Annotated in this window: 15 protein-coding genes; 9 read left to right on the forward strand and 6 right to left on the reverse strand. The window is 61.1% G+C overall.

Translation table 11 applies throughout. The annotated features are described in order from the left end of the window. Window positions 1-2: 2 nt before the first annotated feature. Window positions 3-662 carry a GntR family transcriptional regulator gene (locus tag ACEN8E_RS20545; protein WP_495589641.1) on the reverse strand — a complete coding sequence of 220 codons (660 nt, stop codon included), beginning with the start codon at window positions 660-662 and terminating at the stop codon, window positions 3-5. Between the two features lie 276 nt (window positions 663-938). Here ACEN8E_RS20545 and xdhA point away from each other — a divergent pair, with 276 nt between their 5' ends. The 4 genes from xdhA (at window position 939) to guaD (ending at window position 7,086) form a co-directional block, all read left to right on the forward strand. Further along, entirely contained in the window at window positions 939-2,393 is a 1,455-nt protein-coding gene (gene xdhA, locus ACEN8E_RS20550) for a xanthine dehydrogenase small subunit (RefSeq protein ID WP_495589642.1), read from the forward strand. After that, window positions 2,386-4,785: a xanthine dehydrogenase molybdopterin binding subunit gene (gene xdhB / locus ACEN8E_RS20555; protein WP_495589643.1), complete on the forward strand. Its 2,400-nt coding sequence runs from the start codon at window positions 2,386-2,388 to the stop codon at window positions 4,783-4,785. Before xdhA ends, xdhB begins: the two co-directional genes overlap by 8 nt. Before the next feature lie 145 nt (window positions 4,786-4,930). Beyond that, window positions 4,931-5,773, forward strand: coding sequence for a xanthine dehydrogenase accessory protein XdhC (xdhC, locus tag ACEN8E_RS20560; protein ID WP_495589644.1), 843 nt, complete (start codon window positions 4,931-4,933; stop codon window positions 5,771-5,773). An 8-nt stretch (window positions 5,774-5,781) separates the two neighbouring features. Next, on the forward strand, window positions 5,782-7,086 hold the full coding sequence (guaD, locus tag ACEN8E_RS20565) for a guanine deaminase (protein ID WP_495589645.1): 1,305 nt from the start codon (window positions 5,782-5,784) through the stop codon (window positions 7,084-7,086). Between the two features lie 169 nt (window positions 7,087-7,255). Here the strand turns inward: guaD and ACEN8E_RS20570 are convergent, their stop codons facing one another. Beyond that, a complete protein-coding gene (locus ACEN8E_RS20570; protein WP_007971481.1) occupies window positions 7,256-8,020 on the reverse strand; it encodes a GntR family transcriptional regulator in 765 nt (254 codons plus the stop codon). Window positions 8,021-8,375: 355 nt separating this feature from the next. Between ACEN8E_RS20570 and ACEN8E_RS20575 the strand changes: the two genes are divergently transcribed. Next, window positions 8,376-9,590: a benzoate/H(+) symporter BenE family transporter gene (locus tag ACEN8E_RS20575; protein ID WP_495589646.1), complete on the forward strand. Its 1,215-nt coding sequence runs from the start codon at window positions 8,376-8,378 to the stop codon at window positions 9,588-9,590. Between the two features lie 100 nt (window positions 9,591-9,690). Here the strand turns inward: ACEN8E_RS20575 and ACEN8E_RS20580 are convergent, their stop codons facing one another. Continuing rightward, the gene (locus tag ACEN8E_RS20580; protein WP_007971486.1) at window positions 9,691-10,035 is read right to left on the reverse strand and encodes a YggL family protein; all 345 of its coding nucleotides are present in this window, start codon (window positions 10,033-10,035) and stop codon (window positions 9,691-9,693) included. 234 nt (window positions 10,036-10,269) lie between these two features. Between ACEN8E_RS20580 and dacB the strand changes: the two genes are divergently transcribed. Further along, window positions 10,270-11,730, forward strand: coding sequence for a D-alanyl-D-alanine carboxypeptidase/D-alanyl-D-alanine endopeptidase (dacB, locus tag ACEN8E_RS20585; RefSeq protein WP_495589647.1), 1,461 nt, complete (start codon window positions 10,270-10,272; stop codon window positions 11,728-11,730). Window positions 11,731-11,834: 104 nt separating this feature from the next. Here dacB and ACEN8E_RS20590 read toward each other — a convergent pair whose 3' ends face one another. Then, complete coding sequence (locus tag ACEN8E_RS20590; RefSeq protein ID WP_495589648.1) at window positions 11,835-14,234, reverse strand: sensor domain-containing diguanylate cyclase; 2,400 nt, start codon at window positions 14,232-14,234, stop codon at window positions 11,835-11,837. Window positions 14,235-14,434: 200 nt separating this feature from the next. After that, window positions 14,435-16,705: a bifunctional 23S rRNA (guanine(2069)-N(7))-methyltransferase RlmK/23S rRNA (guanine(2445)-N(2))-methyltransferase RlmL gene (gene rlmKL, locus ACEN8E_RS20595; protein WP_495589649.1), complete on the reverse strand. Its 2,271-nt coding sequence runs from the start codon at window positions 16,703-16,705 to the stop codon at window positions 14,435-14,437. A gap of 530 nt (window positions 16,706-17,235) precedes the next feature. Here rlmKL and rmf point away from each other — a divergent pair. Beyond that, entirely contained in the window at window positions 17,236-17,451 is a 216-nt protein-coding gene (gene rmf, locus ACEN8E_RS20600) for a ribosome modulation factor (protein WP_003223300.1), read from the forward strand. 256 nt (window positions 17,452-17,707) lie between these two features. On the opposite strand, the gene ACEN8E_RS20605 is transcribed toward rmf, so the two are convergent. After that, entirely contained in the window at window positions 17,708-18,727 is a 1,020-nt protein-coding gene (locus tag ACEN8E_RS20605) for a quinone-dependent dihydroorotate dehydrogenase (RefSeq protein ID WP_495589650.1), read from the reverse strand. 230 nt (window positions 18,728-18,957) lie between these two features. Between ACEN8E_RS20605 and ACEN8E_RS20610 the strand changes: the two genes are divergently transcribed. Together ACEN8E_RS20610 and ACEN8E_RS20615 are read left to right on the forward strand one after the other, a co-directional pair. Continuing rightward, window positions 18,958-20,169, forward strand: coding sequence for a CmpA/NrtA family ABC transporter substrate-binding protein (locus tag ACEN8E_RS20610; RefSeq protein ID WP_495589651.1), 1,212 nt, complete (start codon window positions 18,958-18,960; stop codon window positions 20,167-20,169). A gap of 15 nt (window positions 20,170-20,184) precedes the next feature. Then, a complete protein-coding gene (locus ACEN8E_RS20615) occupies window positions 20,185-20,760 on the forward strand; it encodes an ANTAR domain-containing response regulator (protein ID WP_429369221.1) in 576 nt (191 codons plus the stop codon). Window positions 20,761-20,935 lie beyond the last annotated feature (175 nt).

Raw genomic sequence — 20,935 nt, forward strand, 5'->3', positions numbered from 1 at the left:
GCTCAGGCGTCCGTCAGCGCGGAGATCACCAGATCGCAACTGCGCTGGGCGTAAGCCGTCAGCACCACGCGAATCTGCGCAAAGTCACGGGCGATCACGGCCGCGAGCAAGCGTTCGAACAGTTCCAGGAACTCGCTCATCGACGCCTTGCGCTGGTCCAGGGCAAGGAAATAGGCACGGCTCATGGCCGGCTGCAGATTCTCGACGGTTTCCTGCAGGTACGGGTTGTTGGCAAACCCATAGGTGGCACGCATCACGCTGAAACTGTCGTCGACGAAGGTGTGGATGTCCTGGCGCTCGTAGCTGGCGGTCAGGCGCTGCTGGATCTGCACGAACGGCGCCAGGTCAGTCTGGACTTTCCAGCCACTGGCCACGGAGTTGGCCAGCAGGATGTACATCTCGCTCATCAGCGTGCACAGGCTCTGCACCTTGTGCGGCGTGAGCTCGGTGACATGGGCGCCACGTCGCGGCAGGATCGCGATCAGGTGCCGACGCTCGAGGATCAGCAAGGCCTCGCGGACCGAACCACGGCTGACATTGAGGGCCAATGTGACCTTCTGTTCCTGGATGCGCTCCCCGGGCTTCATTTCGCCGCGAATGATGCGTTCGGCGAGGTGGTGAGCGATTTGCTCGGCGAGGCTGTCCGGGGCCTTGAACGTCATGGTTGTCCTTCAAACTCTTCGATCTGTACGAGCGGCGCAGTGTAGCGCAATTGCTGGCTCAGGGCGGAGTGCCCGCCCGGAGGATTTTGGCACGATTCAAGCTGATTCAAGCAAAAAGGCAGGCTATCGAACCAACGACAATAATTAAGGAACAGGTGGTTGATCGACAAAATGCAATTTCCTGACCTTTAAGTCAGAAAATCATTGACCGAAAAGTCAGACCTGCTAAATTCGGTCCTATCGGTTAACAACAATAATGAGTCTGCGAGGCCTTCCGTGATCCAGTTTTTACTAAACCAGGAACTCCGTAGCGAGCACGCCCTGGACCCGAATCTGACCGTGCTCAATTATCTGCGCGACCATGTGGGCAAACCCGGCACCAAAGAAGGCTGCGCCAGCGGTGACTGCGGCGCCTGCACCGTGGTGGTCGGCGAATTGCAAACGGATGATGACGGCCGCGAACACATTCGCTATCGCAGCCTCAACTCGTGCCTGACGTTCGTCTCGTCCCTGCACGGCAAACAGCTGATCAGCGTTGAAGACCTCAAGCACAAAGGTCAACTGCACAGCGTGCAGAAAGCCATGGTCGAGTGCCACGGTTCGCAATGCGGCTTCTGTACCCCAGGCTTTGTGATGTCGCTGTTTGCCCTGCAAAAGAACAGCGATGCACCGGATCATGCCAAGGCCCACGAAGCACTGGCCGGCAACCTCTGCCGCTGCACCGGCTACCGGCCGATCCTGGAAGCCGCCGAACAGTCCTGCTGCGGCAAGCAACCGGACCAGTTCGACGCTCGCGAGGCCGACACCATCGCGCGCCTGAAAGCCATTGCCCCTACCGATATCGGCGAGCTCAACAGCGGCGACAAACGCTGCCTGGTGCCGCTGACCGTGGCCGACCTGGCCGACCTCTACGACGCTTATCCACAGGCCCGCCTGTTGGCCGGCGGTACCGACCTGGCGCTGGAAGTCACGCAGTTCCACCGCACCCTGCCGGTGATGATCTACGTCGGCAACGTCGCCGAGATGAAACGCATCGAACGTTTTGACGATCGTCTGGAAATCGGCGCCGCCACGGCCCTTTCCGATTGCTACGAGGCCTTGAACGCCGAGTACCCGGACTTCGGTGAATTGCTGCACCGCTTCGCCTCTTTGCAGATCCGCAACCAGGGCACCCTCGGCGGCAACATCGGCAACGCCTCGCCGATTGGTGACTCGCCACCCCTGCTGATCGCCCTCGGCGCGCAAATCGTGCTGTGCAAAGGCGACACCCGCCGCACCCTGGCGCTGGAAGATTACTTCATCGACTACCGCGTCACCGCGCGCCAGGAAAGCGAGTTCATCGAGAAGATCATCGTGCCGCGCGCCAGCGTCGAAAAACTGTTCCGCGCCTACAAGGTTTCCAAGCGCCTGGACGACGACATTTCCGCCGTGTGCGCCGCCTTCAACATCCGCCTGGAAAACGGCGTGGTGGCCGAGGCCCGCGTCGCCTTCGGCGGCATGGCAGCCATCCCGAAACGCGCCGCAGCCTGCGAAGCCGCATTGCTCGGTTCGCCGTTCAACAACGCCACCGTTGAACGCGCCTGCGCTGCCCTGGGCGAAGATTTCACGCCGCTCTCGGACTTCCGCGCCAGCAAGGAATACCGCCTGCTCAGCGCGCAGAACCTGCTGCGCAAATACTTCATCGAACTGCAAACACCGCACATCGAGACTCGGGTGACCGCTTATGTCTAATCATCACGCCGTAGAGAAGACCCAAGCCGAATTGGCTGAACTGTTCGCCAAGGACCTGACCACCGGTGTCGGCCGCAGCGTCAAGCACGACAGCGCCGCCAAGCATGTCGCCGGTGAAGCGCAGTACATCGACGATCGCCTGGAGTTTCCGAACCAGTTGCACGTTTATGCGCGCATGTCGGACCGCGCCCATGCCCGCATCATCAGCATCGACACCGCGCCCTGCTACGCCTTCGAAGGCGTGCGCATCGCCATTACCCACGAAGACGTACCGGGCCTGAAAGACATCGGTCCATTGATGCCCGGCGACCCGTTGCTGGCCATCGACACGGTGCAGTTCGTCGGTCAGGTGGTGGTGGCCGTGGCCGCCCGCGACCTGGAGACCGCACGCAAGGCCGCCATGGCCGCCGTGATCGAATACGAAGACCTGGAACCGGTGCTGGACGTGGTCGAGGCCTATCGCAAAAAGCATTTCGTGCTGGACACCCACACCCATCAACGCGGTGATTCGACAGGGGCATTGGCGACCGCGAAAAACCGTATCCAGGGCACACTGCACATCGGCGGCCAGGAGCACTTCTACCTCGAAACCCAGATCTCTTCGGTAATGCCCACCGAAGACGGCGGCATGATCGTCTACTGCTCCACGCAGAACCCCACCGAAGTGCAAAAACTGGTGGCGGAAGTGCTGGACGTGTCGATGAACAAGATCGTCGTCGACATGCGCCGCATGGGCGGCGGTTTCGGCGGCAAGGAAACCCAGGCCGCGAGCCCGGCCTGCCTGTGCGCGGTGATCGCGCACCTGACCGGCCAACCGACCAAGATGCGCCTGCCACGGGTCGAAGACATGCTGATGACCGGCAAGCGCCATCCGTTCTATGTCGAATACGACGTGGGCTTCGACGACAGCGGGCGCCTGCATGGCATCCAGCTGGAACTGGCGGGTAACTGCGGCTGCTCGCCGGACCTGTCGAACTCGATTGTTGACCGTGCCATGTTCCACTCCGACAACTCGTACTACCTGGGCGACGCGACCATCAACGGTTATCGCTGCAAGACGAACACTGCGTCGAACACCGCCTACCGTGGCTTCGGCGGCCCGCAAGGTATGGTCGCCATCGAAGAAGTGATGGACGCGATTGCCCGGCATCTGAACCTCGATCCGCTGGCGGTGCGCAAGGCCAACTACTACGGCAAGACCGAGCGCAACGTCACCCATTACTACCAGACCGTCGAGCACAACATGCTCGAAGAGATGACCGCCGAACTGGAAGAAAGCAGCCAGTACGCCGAGCGTCGCGAAGCCATCCGTCGCTACAACGCCAACAGCCCGATCCTGAAAAAAGGCCTGGCGCTGACCCCGGTGAAATTCGGCATTTCCTTCACCGCCAGCTTCCTCAACCAGGCAGGCGCCTTGGTGCACGTCTACACCGACGGCAGCATCCACCTCAACCACGGCGGCACCGAAATGGGCCAGGGCCTGAACACCAAGGTCGCGCAGGTTGTGGCCGAAGTGTTCCAGGTGGAAATGGACCGCGTACAGATCACCGCGACCAACACCGACAAAGTACCGAACACTTCACCGACCGCCGCTTCCAGCGGTGCCGACCTGAACGGCAAGGCCGCGCAGAACGCAGCGGAAACCATCAAGAAACGCCTGATTGAATTCGCTGCTCGCCAATACAAGGTCAGCGAAGAAGACGTGGAATTCCACAACGGCCATGTGCGCGTACGCGACCATATCCTGACCTTCGAAGCGTTGATCCAGCAGGCGTACTTCGCCCAGGTGTCGCTGTCGAGCACCGGCTTCTACAAGACCCCGAAAATCTACTACGACCGCAGCCAGGCCCGTGGCCGGCCGTTCTACTACTTCGCCTTTGGTGCGGCATGCTGCGAAGTGCTGGTCGACACCCTGACCGGCGAATACAAGATGCTGCGCACCGACATCCTCCACGACGTCGGCGCCTCGCTGAACCCGGCCATCGACATCGGTCAGGTCGAGGGCGGTTTCATCCAGGGCATGGGCTGGCTGACCATGGAAGAGCTGGTGTGGAACAACAAGGGCAAGCTGATGACCAACGGCCCGGCCAGCTACAAGATCCCGGCCGTGGCGGACATGCCGCTGGACCTGCGGGTGAAGCTGGTGGAAAACCGCAAGAACCCCGAAGACACGGTGTTCCATTCCAAGGCCGTGGGCGAACCGCCGTTCATGCTGGGCATCGCCTCGTGGTGTGCAATCAAGGACGCCGTGGCCAGCTTGGGCGATTACAGGCATCAACCGAAAATCGATGCGCCGGCGACTCCGGAGCGGGTGTTGTGGGGCTGTGAGCAGATGCGCCAGTTGAAGGCGGCGAAGGCTGTCGAGGCTGAAACCGAGTTGGCTTCTCTCTAAGACCGAGGTGCGGCCTTCGCGAGCAGGCTCGCTCCCACAATGGATCTCCAGTGGACACAAATTTTGTGAATGACAGAGATCAAAATGTGGGAGCGAGCCTGCTCGCGAAGACGCCCGAACAGACAACAACAATGTCGAGGTGAACATGTACAACTGGATCGACGCCCTCGCCGACCTGCAAAACCGGGGTGAGCCCTGCGTGCTGATAACCATCATCGAAGAGCTCGGCTCGACGCCGCGCAATGCCGGCTCGAAGATGGTCATCAGCGCGAACCAGGCCTTCGACACCATCGGTGGCGGACACCTGGAATACAAGGCCATGCAGATTGCCCGCGAGATGCTGGCCAGCGGCAAACAGGACACCCATCTGGAGCGCTTCAGCCTCGGTGCCAGCCTCGGCCAATGCTGCGGTGGGGCCACGGTATTGCTGTTCGAACCGATGGGCCAGGTGCAGGCGCAGATCGCCGTGTTCGGCGCCGGCCACGTGGGCCGGGCGCTGGTGCCACTGCTGGCCAGCCTGCCTTGCCGGGTGCGCTGGATCGACTCGCGGGATGCTGAGTTCCCCGAACAGATCCCCCATGGCGTGCGCAAGATCGTCAGCGAAGAGCCGGTGGATGAAGTCGATGATCTCCCTGCCGGGAGCTATTGCATCGTCATGACCCACAACCATCAACTCGACCTCGAACTCACCGCCGCCATCCTCAAGCGCAACGACTTCGCCTACTTCGGCCTGATCGGCTCGAAGACCAAACGCGTGAAGTTCGAACATCGCCTGCGCGACCGCGGCTTCGACACCAGCGTCGTGCAACGCATGCGCTGCCCGATGGGCATCGGCGAAGTCAAAGGCAAGCTGCCTGTGGAAATCGCCATCTCCATCGCCGGCGAAATCATCGCCACCTATAACGCGAATTTCGGTCAGCACACCGCCAGCGCCGGATCGATTGCCAAATTGCTGCCTGCGTCACGCCGCAGCCAAGCCTCCAACTGAGAATTCTCATGCCTTTGACTCGCAAAGCCTACCGCGCCGCCATCCTGCACAGCATCGCCGACCCTGCCGTAGTCGGCATCGAAGCCTCCTACGAGTATTTCGAAGACGGTTTGCTGGTTGTGGATAACGGCCAGATCAGCGCCCTCGGCCACGCCAGCGAACTGCTGCCCACCCTGGCGGCTGACGTCGAAATCACCCACTATCAGGACGCACTGATCACTCCCGGCTTCATCGATACCCACATCCACTTGCCGCAAACCGGCATGGTTGGCGCCTACGGCGAGCAATTGCTGGACTGGCTCAACACCTACACCTTCCCGTGCGAAAGCCAGTTCGCCGACAAGGCCCACGCCGACGAAGTCGCGGACATTTTCATCAAGGAACTGCTGCGCAATGGCACCACCACCGCGCTGGTGTTCGGCAGCGTGCACCCGCAATCGGTGAACTCGTTCTTCGAAGCCGCCCAACAGCTGGACCTGCGCATGATCGCCGGCAAGGTGATGATGGACCGCAACGCGCCCGACTACCTGACCGACACCGCCGAATCCAGCTACGTGGAAAGCAAGGCGTTGATCGAACGCTGGCACGGCAAGGGTCGCCTGCACTACGCCGTCACCCCGCGCTTCGCACCGACCAGTACCCCGGAACAGCTCACCCTGGCCGGCCAGTTGCTGACTGAATACCCGGATCTGTACATGCAGACCCACATCAGCGAAAACCTCAAGGAAATCGAGTGGGTCAAGGAACTGTTCCCGGAGCGCAAGGGCTACCTGGACGTCTACGATCACTACCAGTTGCTCGGCGAGCGCTCGGTGTTCGCCCACGGTGTGCACCTGTGCGATGACGAGTGCGCGCGACTGGCGGAAACCGGTTCGGCCATCTCGTTCTGCCCGACCTCGAACTTCTTCCTCGGCAGCGGCCTGTTCAACCTGCCGATGGCCGAGAAGCACAAACTCAATGTCGGCATCGGCACCGACGTGGGCGGCGGCACCAGCTTCTCGCTGCTGCAAACCCTCAACGAAGCCTACAAGGTCATGCAGCTGCAAGGCGCACGCCTGAGCCCGTTCAAGTCGCTGTACCTGGCCACCCTCGGCGGCGCCCGCGCGCTGCGCCTGGAAGACAGGATCGGCAACCTGCAGCCGGGCAGCGACGCCGACTTCCTGGTGCTGGACTACAACGCCACGCCACTGCTGGGCTATCGCCTGAAGCAGGCCCATAACATCGCCGAGACGTTGTTCGTGTTGATGACGCTGGGGGATGACCGGACGGTGCTGCAGACTTATGCGGCGGGGAATCTGGTGCATCAGCGGTAAAAGTTTGCGCCCATAAAAAATCCCCCGCGATCGTCAGATTCCGGGGGATTTTTTATGCCCTGTAGGAGCGAGCCTGCTCGCGATGGACTCGAGGGCGCCGCGGGGTTTCAGATGCCCCGCGTAATCGTTAACGACCATCGCGAGCAGGCTCGCTCCTACAGGGGGGGTGTCAGATTTTCGCTGGCGAACGCCCTGGCTTCTTGGTCTGCAACAAATGCGAGAACACGGCATGCAGGTCATCCGAAGCACTTTCCTCGTCGAGGTTGAGCTTGCTGTCGATGTGATCCATGTGATGCATCATCAGGTTGACAGCCAGCTCTGCGTCGCGCTTTTCGATGGCATCGATCAACTGGGTGTGTTCGTCGTAGGAGCAGTGGGAACGGTTGCCGCTTTCGTACTGGGCGATGATCAGCGAAGTCTGGGACACCAGGCTGCGCTGGAAGCTGATCAACGGGGCGTTTTTCGCCGCTTCGGCCAGTTTCAGGTGGAATTCGCCCGACAGGCGGATGCCGGCACCACGGTCGCCACGGGAGAAGCTGTCGCGCTCGTCGTTGACCATCTGGCGCAATTCGGCAATCTGCTCGGCAGTGGCGTGCTGCACCGCCAATTCGGTGATCGCGCGCTCGACCAGACGCCGGGCCATGAACACCTGGCGCGCCTCTTCGACACTCGGGCTGGCGACGACGGCGCCGCGATTCGGACGCAGCAGCACCACGCCTTCATGGGCCAGGCGCGACAAGGCGCGGCGAATGATGGTGCGGCTGACCCCGAAAATTTCCCCCAGCGCTTCTTCGCTCAACTTGGTGCCGGGCGCCAGACGCTGCTCGAGGATGGCCTCGAAGATATGCGCGTAGACAATATCGTCCTGGGTACCGCTGCGGCCGGCTTTGCCTGCTCGCGGTTGTTTCTTTAGGGGTTGCAACTGTTCGTTCATGGGCACTCGAGTCGGAAGAACTGCGGCGAATTGACGGTGACTGTAATACGGCACAGTGGGTCGCTGGCAAGTATCGCGTAAAAAACACCACGATTGTACACAATGGATGGTGGCAACACGACTGTATGGCTGAATGTTGCCTCGGCTGTATCGCAACGCCTGGTTACTTTTGAGTTTAGGCTTGTTCGCAGAATCCGCCTTTGCAACGCAATCCCTGTGGGAGCGAGCCTGCTCGCGATGGCGGCGTCACATTCAGCATTTCTGTTGGCTGATCCACCGCTATCGCGAGCAGGCTCGCTCCCACAAGGTTAGTGTTGCAGCGGACATCTTCATATGAACCAGGAACACACCTGTCATGAACGACGCCACGCACACCCAACTCCGTCCATTGGCCGATACCTCGCCCTCGGCCATCGTCGCCGGGTTCATCGCGATGATGACCGGCTACACCAGTTCCCTGGTGCTGATGTTTCAGGCCGGGCAAGCGGCGGGGCTGAGCAGCGGGCAGATTTCTTCGTGGATCTGGGCGATCTCCATCGGCATGGCGGTGTGCTCCATTGGCCTGTCCCTGCGCTATCGCACACCGATCACCATTGCCTGGTCGACCCCCGGTGCCGCGCTGCTGATCACCAGCCTGGGCGGCGTTAGCTACGGTGAAGCCATTGGTGCCTATATTACCTGCGCGGTGCTGGTGACGATTTGCGGGCTGACCGGCAGCTTCGAACGGCTGGTGAAAAAAATCCCGGCATCCCTGGCCGCCGCCCTGCTGGCAGGGATCCTGTTCAAGATCGGCAGCGAGATTTTCGTCGCCGCGCAACACCGCACCAGCCTGGTATTGGGGATGTTTGCCACTTACCTGCTGGTCAAGCGCCTGTCGCCGCGCTATGCGGTGCTGGCCGCATTGCTGATCGGCACGGCCTTGTCAGGCTTCATGGGGCTGCTGGACTTCAGCGGCTTTCACCTGGAGGTGGCGACGCCGGTCTGGACCACGCCGCACTTCTCCCTGGCAGCGACGATCAGCATCGGCATCCCGCTGTTTGTCGTGGCCATGACGTCACAGAACATGCCCGGAATCGCCGTGTTGCGCGCCGACGGTTACACGGTGCCAGCCTCGCCGCTGATCACCACCACCGGTATCGCCAGCTTGCTGTTGGCGCCGTTCGGCTCGCACGGGATCAACCTGGCCGCGATCAGCGCAGCGATCTGCACCGGGCCGCACGCCCATGAGGATCGCAACAAGCGCTACACCGCAGCCGTCTGGTGCGGGATTTTCTACGGGGTCGCCGGGGTGTTCGGCGCGACGCTCGCCGCATTGTTTGCCGCGCTGCCCAAGGAACTGGTGCTGTCGATTGCCGCGCTGGCGCTGTTTGGCTCGATCATCAACGGTTTGAGCATCGCCATGAGCGAAGTGAAGGAGCGTGAAGCGGCGCTGATCACCTTCATGGTCACGGCATCGGGGCTGACGCTGTTTTCCATCGGTTCGGCGTTCTGGGGGATTGTCGCGGGGGTGGTGACGCTGGTGATACTGAACTGTGGGAGCGAGCCTGCTCGCGATGGTCGTCAACGATAACGCTGGGAACATGACACCCCGCAGCGCTCTCAGGTTCATCGCGAGCAGGCTCGCTCCTACAAAAAAAACGGCGACTCAAGAGTCGCCGTTTTTTAGAACATCAAGCTACCGGATTGATCGGCTTTTCCGGGTACCAGACGTCCAGCAGCGGGCTGACTTCAACGCTGGTCAGCTCGGTGCGGCCTTTGAGCCAGGCTTCAACGGCAGCGCGCTGTTCAGCGCTGACCGAGCCACGCTTCTGCAGGCAAACCAGACCGTAGTCGTCGCCGCCAACATAGCCCAGACCGTTGGCTTCCATGGCTTCTTTGAGGAACGCATCGAGGAAAGCATCAATGGCTTCATCAGCCAAATCTTCTTTGAAATCCAGGTTCAGTTCGAAACCCAGCTCTTGAAATTCATCGACGCACAATTTTTTGCGCAGACGCTGGGAACGGTTAGTCGCCATTGGAACAATCCTCTTAAGTAATAACGGGCGGCACTTTAGCAGTTTAAGCCGCCGATTGCCTGACTCTGTGGGCCACTATGCCTACCGTCGGTAAAAAAATAGCCCGTCAGACCGCCCGCGCACGGCACAAGCCGGGACACCTTGGGGCATAATGCCGACACTTTCATGACCATTGAGGGAATTTATCGCCATGCCCTCGTCTTATTTCCCCTCGACTGTAGGGTTTTATTTCAGATGATCAAATCTTTGCGTCCATTGCTGCTGGCCGGTTTTCTTCTCCCCCTGGCCCTCTCCGTTTCCGCAGCTCCGATCAACACGGCGTTGTCGCCCAGCGTTGAAAAAGCCCTGAAAGCCAGCAAGTTGCAGGACAACGCCCTGTCGCTGGTGATGATCCCGCTCACCGGTCCCGGCACCCCGACGGTGTTCAACGCAGACGTCTCGGTCAACCCGGCGTCGACCATGAAACTGGTCACCACCTACGCGGCCCTGGAAATGCTCGGCCCGAACCATCAGTGGAAAACCGAGTTCTACACCGACGGCACCCTCAGTGGCGGCATCCTCAACGGCAACCTCTACCTCAAGGGTGGCGGCGATCCGAAGCTGAACATGGAAAAGCTCTGGCTGCTGATGCGTGACCTGCGTGCCAACGGTGTCACCCAGGTCACCGGTGACCTGGTGCTGGATAAAACCTTCTTCGTGCAACCGCAACTGCCGGAGTTCAATGACGACGGCAACGACGAGAACAAGCCGTTCCTGGTCAAGCCCGACTCGCTGCTGGTCAACCTCAAGGCGCTGCGCTTTGTCGCGCGCAATGACTCGGGCAAGGTGCTGGTCTCGGTGGAGCCGCCGATTGCGAGCATCCGCATCGACAATCAGGTCAAGGCCCTCAATTCCAAGCAATGCACCGGTGGCGTGCGCTACAACCCGGTGGCACAAGCCGATGGCAGCGTGACCGTGACGGTCGGCGGGCAGCTGGGAGAAGGCTGCAGCTCGCAGACGTACCTGTCGCTGCTCGACCATGCGACCTACACCGCCGGTGCCGTCCGGGCGATCTGGAAGGAACTGGGTGGCAGCATCCAGGGCAAGGATGTGCTGGCGCCAACACCGAAAGATGCCAAGGTACTGGCCCGGGCATTCTCGCCGGACCTGGCGGAAGTCATCCGCGACATCAACAAGTACAGTAACAACACCATGGCCCAGCAGTTGTTCCTGAGCCTCGGCCAACGCTTCCGCACCGACGCCGATGGTGACGACGCCAAGGCCGCCCAGCGTGTGGTGCGTCAGTGGCTGGCGAAAAAGGGCATCACCGCGCCGCATCTGGTGATGGAGAACGGCTCCGGCCTGTCCCGTTCCGAGCGCGTCAGCGCCCGGGAAATGGCCTCGATGCTCGAAGCGGCGTGGCACAGCCCGTATGCCGCCGAATACATCAGTTCGATGCCGATTGCCGGCACCGACGGCACCATGCGCAAGCGCCTCAAGACCACGGCGATGCGCGGTGAAGCCCACGTCAAGACCGGCACCCTGAACACCGTGCGGGCGATTGCCGGCTTCAGTCGCGACGTCAACGGCAACACCTGGGTGGTGGTAGCGATCCTCAACGACAAGGCCCCGTTCGGCGCCTCTTCGGTGCTTGATCAGGTGCTGCTCGACCTGTACCGCCAACCGAAGGTGCCGCAGACGGCTTCGGTGTTGTAAAGCACCACACCCCCCCTGTGGGAGCGAGCCTGCTCGCGAAAAGCGTCAGGACTGACACTACGCTTTCGCGAGCAGGCTCGCTCCCACAGGGATTGCATGCAACCCTAGTTCATTTCCTCTTCCACCCGATCCCTTCCTGCCTGCTTTGCCGCATAGACTCCCGAGTCCGCGCGTAACAGCAAGGCATCGGCGCCCTCCCCGGCCCGCCAACTGGCAATCCCGAAACTGGCGGTAACGGTACCGACATCTTCGATGGGTGAACTGCGCAAGCCTTGCCACAATTGCCGAGCCAATATGTAGGCATGTTCGCCGTTGATATCCGGGCACAGCACCATGAACTCCTCACCGCCCAGGCGGCAGAACACATCGGTACGACGCAGCCGATGGCCGATCCGTTCGCACACGGCCTGCAACACCCGATCACCGATGGCATGGCCATGCAGGTCATTGATGCGCTTGAAATGGTCGATATCGAGCATGATCACCGAAAGATCCCCACCACCGCGCTCTACCCTGACCATTTCGGTGGTCAGGCGCTCCTGGAAATAACGCCGGTTGTGGATACCGGTCAGTGAATCGGTGACCGACAACGCGCGCAATTCCTCTTCCACCCGCTTCATATCGGAAATGTCCGAGATGTAGCCGTGCCACAGCACTCCGCCACCGGGCAGTTCCTCCGGAGTGGCTTCGCCGCGAACCCAACGCAAACCACGTTGCGGCAGTTGCACGCGGTATTCTTCGCGCCAGGGGCTCAGGGTGTCGGCCGAGGCGCGGATCGAGGCACGGACTCGGGTGGTGTCCTGCGGGTGAATCCGGGTGAAGATCGACTCGGCATTGAGCAGCAGCACGTCGGGTTCCAGCTCGTAGATCTCGCGAATGCCGTCGCTGGCGTAGATCACACTGAAGCGCCCGTCGAACTCCATCTTGAACTGGTAGATGCCGCCGGGCACATGGGCGCTGAGTTTCTTCAACAGCAGGTCCCGCGCCGCGAGCGCTTCATGGACCCGTTTACGTTCGGTGATGTCGATGCACACCGCCAGGTGCCCGACCCACAGGCCTTGCTCGTCGAGCACTGGTGTCGCAAGCATGTTGACCATCAAATGGCTGCCATCGCCGCGCACCAGCGTCCACTCCCGTGTCTCGTGACTGCCCTCCATGTCGCCTTCGACCAGCATCGCGTGGCAGGCTGGAACCGGTTTGCCATAGCGTGCACTCAACTCTGCCGAGCGAGCGGCCAGTTCCCGGGGCAGGTGCAGGCTCTCCAGGGTCATATGGCCGATCACTTCGGCACTGGTATAGCCAAGCATCTGCTCGGCACCCGCATTGAAAGTGCTGATGACGCCGCGCAGGTCGGTGGCGATGATCGCCACCTGGGTGGCGGCATTCAGCACGCCACGCAACTGGCCATGGGTGCCGCGCAGCTCCTGTTCCCGATCGCGCAGCTCCCGGGTGCGTTGCTCGACCAGCTTCAACGCCCGCTGCCGCTGACTGACCAGCACATACAGCAAGGCACTGAGCAGCACGCTGAGCAAACCACCCAGCACCACCACACTGTTCACCGATGAATGATTGGCCTGGATAAAGGCTTCGCTGGGCTGGATATCAACTTGATAGTCATGATCGGCCATGCGCAACAGGCGCGTGGTGGACAACTCGCTGATGGCCGGCGGGTTGGGCGACTCGAACAGCACTTCGTGTTGGTCGTTGGTCGACAAATCGAGGATGCGTACCGAGAGATAGTCATGGCTCGCTTCCGGCAGTCCGTCCGCCAGCAACTGGCGCATGCTGATCACGGCCATGACATAACCGTAGGGCTTGGTGGCGTTATGGTCCTGACTGTTGCGCTGCGTGACCGGCGCGACCAGCAGCACACCTCGTGCATATGCCGGCTCGATATTCACCAGATGCATCGGTTGCGACACCGCCATCGCGCCATGCTGATCGGCCCGATCGAGCGTGGCGCGCCGCAGCGGCTGGGCCAGCAAGTCGTAACCGAGGGGAGAACCGAGTTTGCTTTGGGTCTGGCTATACAGCACCACTACGTACTCGTCGCGTTCGCCCGCCAGTTTCAGCTGACCGTCGGCGTCGAGTTCGCGCAGGGTGAAGTTACTCAAGCCTTCGTCACGCACACGGCGCTCGAACGCCGCACGCTGCTCGCCAGTAACCCTTACCGCGTAGGAGTAGGCTTGGGTTCGCAGCAGCAAAGGCTGGGTATAACCGTCGAATTCCGCTCGGGAAACCGAATCGGAATTGGCGAAAAACCGGCGCAGGCCATCGAGGCGCTGCTCCTGATCTTCGAAACGTTCTTCGATACGGCTGTAACGCTCACTGGCCAGCAGTTGAAAGCGTTGCCGCAATTGATGGTGAAACACATTCAGCGTCGACCACGCCAGCAACCCCGTGAGCACCCCACCGACAAGTAGCACCAGCAGCGCGATCAGCCAGGCCGAGACATCTTCGCTGAGAAAACCCAGGATCTTGGGGCGCACGGCGTGCAACGACATAAAACGCAAACTCAAAACGCCAGGTGCGGGAAAGCCCTATGGCCATGAGTTGAGTTATAGCTATTAGCCACTAATTTGACCAGCACTGTAGGAGCGAGCCTGCTCGCGATGGACTCAGGGACACCGCGTGCATTCAGAAAGCACGCGTTATCGTTGTCGACCATCGCGAGCAGGCTCGCTCCTACAGGAGGGTTCAACCGTCAACGGGCCATGATTTTCCAGGCGCGATGGATCTTGGCGTTGCGGGCAAAATCCGGATCGATGGTCTGGGCGGTGATTTCCTCGACCGCATAACGCTCGCCGAGATTGGCCTCCAGTTCGAACTTGCGGAAGTTGTTGGAGAAGTACAACACACCACCGGTTGCCAGGCGCGCCATGGCCAGGTCGATCAGTTGCACCTGGTCGCGCTGTACGTCGAACACGCCTTCCATGCGCTTGGAGTTGGAGAACGTCGGCGGGTCGATGAAGATCAGGTCGTACTCGTCACGACTGGCTTCGAGCCACGCCATCACATCACCCTGCTCCAGGCGGTTCTTATCGGAAAAACCGTTCAGCGACAGGTTGCGACGCGCCCAGTCCAGATAGGTTTTCGACAGGTCGACGCTGGTGGTGCTGCGCGCGCCGCCCTTGGCCGCATGCACGCTGGCCGTTGCGGTATAGCAGAACAGATTGAGGAAGCGTTTGCCGGCCGCCTCTTTCTGGATACGCATACGCATCGGCCGATGGTCGAGGAACAGACCGGTGTCGAGGTAGTCGGTGAGGTTCACCAGCAGCTTCACGCCGCCTTCATTGACCTCGACAAACTTGCCCTGCGCCGCCTGGCGTTCGTATTGCTTGGTGCCACTCTGGCGTTCGCGGCGCTTGACCACCACGCGGCTCTTGTCGATGTTCAACGCCTGCGGGATGGCTGCCAGGGCATCGAACATGCGGCCCGAGGCCTTTTCCGGGTCGATGGATTTCGGCGCGGCGTACTCCTGCACATGGACCCAATCGTGATACAGGTCGATGGCCATGGAGTATTCCGGCATGTCGGCATCGTAGACGCGGTAGCAGTCGATGCCTTCACGCTTGACCCACTTGCCCATGGCCTTGAGGTTCTTCTGCAGGCGGTTGGCGAACATCTGCCCGCCTTCGCTCAGGCGCGGTTGCTCGACCACCGGAGCCGGTGCCGGCGTCGGCTTGATCGGGTTACCGTTCTTGTTGAACTTGCGTTCCTGCGGCTCGTTTGGCGCCTGATCATAGGCGGCTTGTTCACGCTCGACCTGGCGTTGCTCCGGGGTGCGGCGCTCGCCGGTGACGAACTGGTCGGGCAGCACTTTGATCAGCAGCAGCTTGCACGGCAAGGCGCCGTTCCAGAACGAATACTGCTTGTGGCTGCGGATGCCCATGCGCTTGCCCAGGTCCGGCGCGCCGGTGAATACCGCCGCTTCCCAGTTCAGGCAGGCCTGACGCAGGCGTTCGCCGAGGTTCTGGTAGAGGTAGAGCAGGCTCGCCTCGTCACCCAGACGCTCGCCGTACGGAGGGTTGCAGATCACCAGGCCTTTCTGGTTCTGGTCCGGGCGTGGCTCGAAAGTCGCGACTTCGCCTTGATAGATCTTGATCCACTCGCTCAGGCCGGCCCGTTCGACGTTGTTACGGCCCGGCTGAATCAGCCGTGGATCGGCTTCGTAGCCGCGAATCCACAACGGTGGCTTGGCCAGCCCGGCCGCTGCGCGCTCGGACGCTTCTTCATGGAGCTTTTTCCACAACGCAGGAACGTGACCGAGCCAGGCGGTGAAACCCCACTGCTCGCGGCGCAGGTTCGGCGCGATGTCGGCGGCGATCATCGCCGCTTCCACCAGGAAGGTGCCGACACCGCACATCGGGTCGGCCAGTGCGCCGCCTTCGGCCGCGATACGTGGCCAGCCGGAACGGATCAGGATCGCGGCCGCGAGGTTTTCCTTCAGCGGCGCCGCGCCTTGCTGCAAGCGATAACCACGCTGGTGCAGGCTGTGACCGGACAGGTCGAGGGACAGAATGGCTTCGCCGCGGTCCAGGCGCAGGTGGATGCGCAGGTCCGGGTTGAGCTTGTCGATGGACGGACGGTCGCCTTGCGGGGTGCGCAGCTTGTCGACGATGGCGTCCTTGACCTTCAGCGCGCCGAAGTGGGTGTTGTCGATACCCGAGCCATGGCCGCTGAATTCGACGGCCAGGGTGCCGTCATTGAGCATGTGGTCTTCCCACTCGATGTCCAGCACGCCGTGGTACAGGTCTTCGGCGTCCTTCATCTGGAAGCGCTTGAGCACCAGCAGCACGCGGTTGGCCAGGCGCGACCACAGGCACAGGCGATAAGCGGTTTCCATGGTGGCCATGCCACGCACGGCAGAGGTGTGCTCCCGCGCTTCCTCAAGGCCAAGCCCGACGGCTTCCTCGATGAGCAGGCCTTCAAGGCCTTTTGGGCAAGTGAGGAAGAGTTCGAAACGATCGGACATGGGAATTCCAGAACCTTTAGCTGAGTGACCGGGCAACGCATTGCCGGTCCGGTTTTCAATCAGGCGCTTTTCTCGAAGAGCGCCCGCGTGGCACGAAGGTGTGCCGTTCCACCCTTGCTGCCCGGGTTAAATGAGCTTAGATGCAAGGACAGATAAAAAAGTTGATGCAACAAAATGTCATAAGTCGACCCTTCGTCGAATAGTGCTTCCCGGCAACGGGAGCCATTCTCACTAAAGGATTAAGCCCATCATCCAGCGCAGGGCCGATCATACCGGGGTTTGGCCAATAAATACGCTAAATACACGCTGTTACTTATGGCCTTAGCACATTAATAGTTACGTCCTTATGACAAAACGATCATTCCCTCGATGTGACGCATTGGTTAGAACTCAATACAGGTTGGCGCCACAACGGACGTCAACACCTTGGCTCGCCACGCCGGCAGCGAGCCCCCAACGGCAGACATTTCTGCCAGACCTCGATTGAGGTCGACGCGATAAATACAGTCAACAAGTGAGGGCAGCACCCTATGAGAAGACTTAAGCGTGATCCGTTGGAAAGAGCATTTTTGCGCGGATATCAATATGGCGTTGGTGGTAAATCCCGTGAGCTTTGCCCATTTACTCTACCGTCGGTACGTCAAGCCTGGATCAACGGCTGGCGAGAAGGACGCGGCGACAACTGGGACGGTATGACCGGCACTGCGGGAATCCACAGACTCAACGAACTTCACGCCGTCGGCTAATTACAGGGCACAACACTCCGACACGACAATCTGACTTTGTACTGAATTAACCACGCACGTCCCATCCGGACGGCGGGCTCCGGCCCAGGGGCTCCTTTTGAGGAGCCCTTTTTTATGCCCGCTCGTTGGCCCAGAACAATCCTCCTGTAGGAGCGAGCCTGCTCGCGATGGACGTCAACGATAACGCGTGCTTTCTGGAAACACGCGGTGTTCTCGAGTCCATCGCGAGCGAGCTCGCTCCTACAAGTACAAAGGCTCAGCGCAGGGCGGCGATGGCGTCTACGGATTCGCGAATCAGCGCCGGGCCTTTGTAGATAAAGCCCGAATAGATTTGCACCAGGCTCGCGCCAGCGGCGATTTTCTCCGCCGCATGCCTGCCTTCGGTGATGCCACCGGCAGCGATGATCGGCAGGCGACCAGCCAGCTCCGAGGCCAGCACTTTCACGGTGTGGGTGCTCTTGTCGCGAACCGGTGCGCCAGACAGACCACCAGCCTCGTCGCCATGCTCCATGCCTTCGACGCCTACGCGGCTCAGGGTGGTGTTGGTGGCGATGACGGCATCCATTCCGGTTTCGATCAGCGCTTGCGCAACCTGTGCGGTTTCTTCGTCGCTCATGTCCGGCGCGATCTTGATCGCCAGCGGTACATGCTTGCCATGACGCAATGCCAGTTCCGCACGGCGCTCGGCCAGATCGGCCAGCAACTGCTTGAGCGAGTCACCGAATTGCAGGCTGCGCAGGCCCGGCGTGTTCGGCGAACTGACGTTGACCGTCACATAGCTGGCGTGGGCGTAAACCTTGTCCAGGCAGATCAGGTAGTCATCCACGGCACGCTCGACCGGCGTATCGAAGTTCTTGCCGATGTTGATGCCCAGCACGCCCTTGTACTTGGCCGCCGCCACGCGGGCCAGCAGGTGATCGACGCCAAGGTTGTTGAAGCCCATGCGATTGATGATCGCCTCGGCTTCCGGCAGGCGGAACAGGCGAGGCTTCGGGTTGCCCGGTTGCGGACGCGGCGTGATGGTGCCGATTTCGACAAAACCGAAACCCAGTTGGGCGAAACCATCGATGGCCGCGCCGTTCTTGTCCAGGCCGGCAGCCAGGCCCACCGGATTCGGGAAATCCAGGCCCATGACATTCACCGGCACCTTCGCCGGAGCCTTGCACAGCAAGCCGTTGAGCCCAAGACGTCCGCCCGCGCCGATCAGGTCCAGGGACAGATCGTGGGAGGTTTCCGGGGAGAGTTTGAACAACAGCTGACGGGCCAGGGTGTACATGGGCGGATTTGACTCGATTGGCGGCGAATTGAGGCGGCGATTATAGCCGGGCAACGGGGCGGCAAGCGAGGCGCGTGAGCAAATCAACGGTTAATGGCATATGCCTTGCACCACCCATGGCACCAGCACCCATGCCAACGACGGAATGTGTGCAAAGACAATGGCGTCGTCCCCGGCCTGTTCATGCACGGCCCTGTGACGACGTTTTTTTTTTGCAAGGTGAATGCGCGATGAACGAACCGTCAGCCGACCCTCTGGCCTGGGTCAATGGCAGCGATGCCCCGGAAAAGACCGAAATCAATCTCGGCTTCATGGCCCTGAGCGACTGCGCATCGGTGGTCGTCGCCGCCACCCAGGGCTTCGCCCAACCCCACGGCTTGACCCTGAACCTCAAGCGCCAGTCGTCCTGGGCCAACCTGCGGGACAACCTGGTCAGCGGCGAACTCGATGCAGCCCACAGCCTCTACGGTCTGGTCTACGCCGTTCACCTGGGCATCGGTGGCGTGGCCGCGACCGACATGGCCGTATTGATGGGCCTGAATCAGAACGGCCAGAGCATCAATCTGTCCCGCGGCTTGCAGGCGCTGGGAGTGACCAGTCCTGAAGCATTGGATCGGCACGTGCACCAAACTCGCTCAAAACTCACCTTCGCCCAGACGTTTCCAACCGGCACCCATGCCCTGTGGCTGTATTACTGGCTCGCCAGCCAGGGCATTCACCCGCTGCAGGATGTCGACAGCGTGGTGGTGCCGCCACCGCAAATGGTCGCGCACCTGCGGGCCGGACGTATCGACGGGTTCTGCGTCGGCGAGCCCTGGTCGGCCAGCGCCGTGCAACAGGACCTCGGTTTCACCCTGGCCACGACCCAGGCGCTCTGGCCCGACCATCCGGAAAAAGTCCTCGGCTGCACCCGCGCATTCGTCGAGCAATACCCCAATACCGCGCGGGCTTTGGTGATGGCGGTCCTGGAAGCCAGCCGCTTCATCGAAGCAAGCACCGAGAATCGCCGCAGTACCGCACAATTGCTCAGTGCCGCGCAGTACCTTGATGCGCCACTGGACAGCATCGAACCGCGCCTGCTGGGTGATTACGCCGACGGCCTCGGCCATCGCTGGCAAGACCCGCACGCGCTGCGCTTGCACGGGGATGGCGAGGTCAACTTGCCGTACCTTTCCGACGGCATGTGGTTCATGACCCAGTTTCGTCGCTGGGGTTTGTTGCGCGATGACCCCGACTATCTCGCGGTGGCCCGGCAGGTCCAGCAACTGGACCTCTACCGTCAGGCTGCCAGTGCCGTCGGCGTTGCTTCGCCAGCCTTGGAAATGCGTAGCAGTCAGTTGATCGACGGCAAGATCTGGGACGGCTCGGACCCGGCCGGTTATGCCCGCAGTTTCAAACTGCACGCCATGAGCGACAGCTCGCACCGATCCGCCAGCCGCTGACAGGAGACCACGAACATGCTGCGTATCCTGCTGATCAACGACACGGCGAAAAAAGTCGGACGCCTGAAGGCCGCCCTGACCGAGGCCGGTTTCGAAGTGATCGATGAGTCCGGCCTGACCATAGACTTGCCCGAACGCGTCGAAACGGTGCGTCCGGATGTGATCCTGATCGATACCGAGTCACCGGGGCGCGATGTCATGGAACAAGTGGTGCTGGTGACTCGCGACCAGCCGCGACCGATTGTGATGTTCACCGACGAGCACGACCCCGGGGTGATGCGACAGGCGATCAAGTCCGGGGTCAGTGCCTACATCGTCGAAGGCATTCACGCACAACGCCTGCAGCCGATTCTCGATGTGGCCATGGCGCGCTTCGAAAGCGACCAGGCCTTGCGTGCCCAGCTGCATGCCCGCGACCAGCAATTGGCCGAGCGCAAGCGCATCGAACTGGCCAAAGGGCTGCTGATGAAAATGAAGAACTGCAACGAGGAAGAGGCCTACACCCTGATGCGCCGCCAGGCAATGAGCCGACAGCAGAAGCTGATCCAGGTGGCGGAGCAGATCATTGCCATGAGCGAGCTGCTTGGCTGAAATTCTGTGGCGAATGTTCTATCGCCTTCGCGAGCAGGCTCGCTCCCACAAGGGAATTGCGCCGAACACAAACCACCTGTGGGAGCGAGCCTGCTCGCGAATGGCCGTGACCCGGTTTCGAGTGTTGGCACAAATCTCGCTAAGTAATCACCACAGGTAACCAACGGCGGTTGCC

It is taken from the genome of Pseudomonas sp. Pseusp9, assembly GCF_059491265.1.

Bases quoted from the DNA above. Each gene is read 5' to 3' on its own strand.
- xdhB (WP_495589643.1), top strand. From the start codon at position 2,386: ATGTCTAATCATCACGCCGTAGAGAAGACCCAAGCCGAATTGGCTGAA.
- ACEN8E_RS20545 (WP_495589641.1), bottom strand. From the start codon at position 662: ATGACGTTCAAGGCCCCGGACAGCCTCGCCGAGCAAATCGCTCACCAC.
- ACEN8E_RS20605 (WP_495589650.1), bottom strand. From the start codon at position 18,727: ATGTACACCCTGGCCCGTCAGCTGTTGTTCAAACTCTCCCCGGAAACC.
- rlmKL (WP_495589649.1), bottom strand. From the start codon at position 16,705: ATGTCCGATCGTTTCGAACTCTTCCTCACTTGCCCAAAAGGCCTTGAA.
- ACEN8E_RS20575 (WP_495589646.1), top strand. From the start codon at position 8,376: ATGAACGACGCCACGCACACCCAACTCCGTCCATTGGCCGATACCTCG.
- ACEN8E_RS20570 (WP_007971481.1), bottom strand. From the start codon at position 8,020: ATGAACGAACAGTTGCAACCCCTAAAGAAACAACCGCGAGCAGGCAAA.
- ACEN8E_RS20590 (WP_495589648.1), bottom strand. From the start codon at position 14,234: ATGTCGTTGCACGCCGTGCGCCCCAAGATCCTGGGTTTTCTCAGCGAA.
- rmf (WP_003223300.1), top strand. From the start codon at position 17,236: ATGAGAAGACTTAAGCGTGATCCGTTGGAAAGAGCATTTTTGCGCGGA.
- ACEN8E_RS20580 (WP_007971486.1), bottom strand. From the start codon at position 10,035: ATGGCGACTAACCGTTCCCAGCGTCTGCGCAAAAAATTGTGCGTCGAT.
- ACEN8E_RS20610 (WP_495589651.1), top strand. From the start codon at position 18,958: ATGAACGAACCGTCAGCCGACCCTCTGGCCTGGGTCAATGGCAGCGAT.
- xdhC (WP_495589644.1), top strand. From the start codon at position 4,931: ATGTACAACTGGATCGACGCCCTCGCCGACCTGCAAAACCGGGGTGAG.
- dacB (WP_495589647.1), top strand. From the start codon at position 10,270: ATGATCAAATCTTTGCGTCCATTGCTGCTGGCCGGTTTTCTTCTCCCC.
- ACEN8E_RS20615 (WP_429369221.1), top strand. From the start codon at position 20,185: ATGCTGCGTATCCTGCTGATCAACGACACGGCGAAAAAAGTCGGACGC.
- guaD (WP_495589645.1), top strand. From the start codon at position 5,782: ATGCCTTTGACTCGCAAAGCCTACCGCGCCGCCATCCTGCACAGCATC.